Genomic DNA, 3,163 nt, shown 5'->3' on the forward strand with positions numbered 1-3,163 from the left:
CCGCGCGGCGCAATCCACTGGCCCGCGCAGCCCTGCCGCTGCTCGGCAAGGTCAGGCGATCCACCAGCGCGAAGGCCCAAAGCCTGCTCGGCTGGCGGCCGCGCAGCAATGAGGAGATGCTGGTTGCGACCGCCGAGAGCCTGATCAAGCTTGGCCTGGTCAAGACGTGATCCGGCTAATTGTCTGACATGCTTGCAAGACTCGTCTCTGAGTGCTGAATTGCCACCAGCAAACAGAACGACAGGGAGGCTGCGCCGATGGACAGGATCCTCGCGGCCGCGAAAGCGATCGCTACCGCCCGCCGCAGTCGCGCGCCGCTGAAGGCGTTGCCGAAGGACGTCGTGCCCCGCGATGAAGCCGAGGGCTATCGTGTGCAGCGCGCGGTGCACGATCTCGTACGCGGACAGGTCGGTAGCCTCGTCGGCTACAAGATCGGCTGCACCAGCGCGGTGATGCAGGAATATCTCGACATCCCGCATCCCTGCGCCGGAGGCGTGTTCGAGAAGGTCGTGCATGACAGCGGCGTGCGCTTGCCGGCGACCGACTACGTCCACGTCGGTGTCGAGTGCGAGATCGCGGTGCGGCTGGCGCGCAATCTTGCCGCCAGCGAGGCGCCGTTCACCGCCGAATGGGTCGCGGAGGCGATCGAGGCCTATCATCCCGCGATCGAGATCGTCGACGACCGCTACGTCAAATGGGAGGCGCTCGGCGCGCCGACGCTGATCGCCGACGATTTCTTCGCCGCCGGCTGCGTGCTCGGTCCGGCAGTGCCGCGCATCACCGGGCCCGACCTGCTTCGCGTCACGGGACGTGCTGTTGTCAACGGCAACGAGGAGGGACGCGGCACCGGTGCCGACGTGCTCGGCCATCCCCACAATGCGCTGGCCTGGCTCGCCAATCACCTCGCCGCCGACGGCAAGGGCCTGCACGCCGGCCAGATCGTGCTGACCGGCAGCCTGATCAAGACGGTGTGGCTGAAGGCCGGCGACAACGTCGTGATGGAGCTCGACGGGCTCGGCAAGGTGGAAGCGACGTTTACGTGATGCGATTTCGTCGTCATTGCACGTCCGTTTCCAGATGACGGATGTCGTCCCTGCGAACGCAGGGACCCATAACCACGGAAGCTGGTTATGGCGCGGCTCCGGAACGACGAGTCCCGTTGGCAACATCCGCCGCGGCGTATGGGTCCCTGCTTTCGCAGGGACACGGCGAGTTTGTGGCGGCGTCGCGCATTCCGCGAACATGCTCACACCAACAATTCGACCTTGCCGTCGCCGAGGCGATAGATGCCGCCGACGACCTTCAGCTTGCCCTGATCGACCGCGGCGCTGAGGATCGGCGTCGCCAATTTGAGCTTGTTGATGTTGTCGATGACGTTCTGCCTGGTCGCATTCGCCAGGAGATCGCCGGGCTTGCCCTGGCTTGCCTTCACCGCCGGCGCGATCGCCTGGACCAGCGAAGGCAGATGGCCGGGCAGGGTGGTGTTGTCCTTCAGCGACTTGATGGTGGCGTCGACCGCGCCGCAGCTGTCGTGGCCGAGCACCATGAACAGCGGCACGTTGAGCACCGACACCGAATATTCCAGGCTCGCGACCACCTCGTCGCTGGCGAAATTGCCGGCCACGCGGCAGACGAACAGATCGCCGCGGCCGCTGTCGAAGGCATATTCCGGCGCGATCCGCGAGTCGGCGCAACTCAGGATCCCGGCGAACGGATTTTGCCCGCCGGCCAGCGCCTCGCGCTCATGCCTGAAATCATGCCGGCGCGAGACGCCCTCGACATAGCGGGCGTTGCCCTTCACCAACCGGTCCAGCGCAGCGTCGGGCGGCAGCACGTTCTGCGGCTTCGGCGGCGGCTTGGTCTCCTTGGCGACGGCGTGTGATCCCAGCGCGACGCTCGCTGCGAGGCCGATCGCGCCGATCATGAGATGGCGCCGGGATGGTTGCGCGGAAGCTGTGACGTCGCAGAGCTGGCACATCAAGGTTCTCCGTGGTGAAACGAGCACGGTGATCTAGCGAGCATAGTGGCGACAGTATCATTGCGAAGGCGTCTTTCCCAACATGGCTGTCGTCGCTGTGGTTGCTGGATGGTTTCGTGACGGCGCCAAGTTCTCCGTTGTCGTCCCTGAAATCGTCAGATGGTTGCCAAGTTCTCAAATGTCGTCCCTGCGAAAGCAGGGACCCATACTCCGCGGCTTGTGTTGTGAATGGGGCTCGTCGTTCCAGCATCGCTTAACGATAAACATCGGTGGTTATGGGTCCCTGCTTTCGCAGGGACGACATCGAGTGTGTTCTGTGATCTGTCAGTCAAACATCCACGTTCTCGCGACATGAATTGTCCGAGGCTTGCATCTCGTTTCGCTCTCCGAACTCGCAGAGGGCGCAGGGAAAGCCGGGTGCCCGTTCTCCACATACACCCACAAGCATAGACGGCGAGTTCCTTATACGATTGGCTGCATAAGCAGCCCCTGAACCCCTACCGGGCCGGTTCCTCGTTGGGACCGGCCTTTTTTCTGCCCGCCCCTAGAAGCCGTTTAGAGAGTCACTGAGAGGCGTTTGGTTTGGGTGGTGCCAAGGTCCAGCCGGTCAAAACAAACGCACAGGCGACTCTGCCTGCCGGGCTGGCGCTGGCAAGCCGTAGAGAGTGCAACCCTAAACGACAAAAAGCCCGATGCCGGTCTATGGCATCGGGCTGTTTTGGTTGAGTTCAGCGATTAGTCAACTTGACCGGAAATACAAAGCCGTCGAGTCCAAGCTTTATTGCCCGATCAATTTCCGCGTCGAGTTGAGCATAGAGCTGCTTCCGCTCCCGCCGAACTAAAATCTTTTCGGCTTCCGCTTGCAGCTCGGCCTGTGTCCGCATCCGGTAGGTTTTGGCCTTACGATCGTATTTGAGCGGGTGAACCATAACCTCCGCAGTCGTCTCTGCCATTGATGATCCTCGATGTCATGCGCCGTGAACCGGCTCAAGGCCGGTCACGGTCGCAGAATGTGAAATTTGGGGAAGGTCGCGGCTTCCGTTTTGCTGGCCCGATGCCTGACGGCTTGGCTCTGATGGCGGAAGATACCTGATCGCGCGACGATCACGATGTATGTCGCTTGCCGGATCAATGCAAGTCGTCAGTGAAGTACAATCCGCCGCTCGCCTGCAGCAACCTCGCCGA

General features: G+C 62.4%; 3 protein-coding genes and 1 pseudogene. 2 read left to right on the forward strand and 2 right to left on the reverse strand.

Annotated features, from left to right (window positions below):
* Together AS156_RS44190 and AS156_RS10765 are read left to right on the forward strand one after the other, a co-directional pair.
* Nucleotides 1–170, forward strand: a pseudogene (locus AS156_RS44190) (aldehyde reductase); the annotation flags it as partial.
* 87 nt (nucleotides 171–257) lie between these two features.
* Nucleotides 258–1,043, forward strand: coding sequence for a 2-keto-4-pentenoate hydratase (locus AS156_RS10765; RefSeq protein WP_066503571.1), 786 nt, complete (start codon nucleotides 258–260; stop codon nucleotides 1,041–1,043).
* A 203-nt stretch (nucleotides 1,044–1,246) separates the two neighbouring features.
* On the opposite strand, the gene AS156_RS10770 is transcribed toward AS156_RS10765, so the two are convergent.
* Nucleotides 1,247–1,978, reverse strand: coding sequence for a carbonic anhydrase (locus AS156_RS10770; RefSeq protein ID WP_066503573.1), 732 nt, complete (start codon nucleotides 1,976–1,978; stop codon nucleotides 1,247–1,249).
* Between the two features lie 728 nt (nucleotides 1,979–2,706).
* Nucleotides 2,707–2,931, reverse strand: coding sequence for a hypothetical protein (locus tag AS156_RS10775; RefSeq protein WP_066500179.1), 225 nt, complete (start codon nucleotides 2,929–2,931; stop codon nucleotides 2,707–2,709).
* Nucleotides 2,932–3,163 lie beyond the last annotated feature (232 nt).

Origin of the sequence: Bradyrhizobium macuxiense (genome assembly GCF_001542415.1) — a bacterium.
Taxonomy (GTDB): Bacteria; Pseudomonadota; Alphaproteobacteria; order Rhizobiales; family Xanthobacteraceae; genus Bradyrhizobium; species Bradyrhizobium macuxiense.

Coding starts and splice junctions, on each gene's coding strand:
- AS156_RS10775 (WP_066500179.1), bottom strand. CDS start 2,931: ATGGCAGAGACGACTGCGGAGGTTATGGTTCACCCGCTCAAATACGAT.
- AS156_RS10765 (WP_066503571.1), top strand. CDS start 258: ATGGACAGGATCCTCGCGGCCGCGAAAGCGATCGCTACCGCCCGCCGC.
- AS156_RS10770 (WP_066503573.1), bottom strand. CDS start 1,978: ATGTGCCAGCTCTGCGACGTCACAGCTTCCGCGCAACCATCCCGGCGC.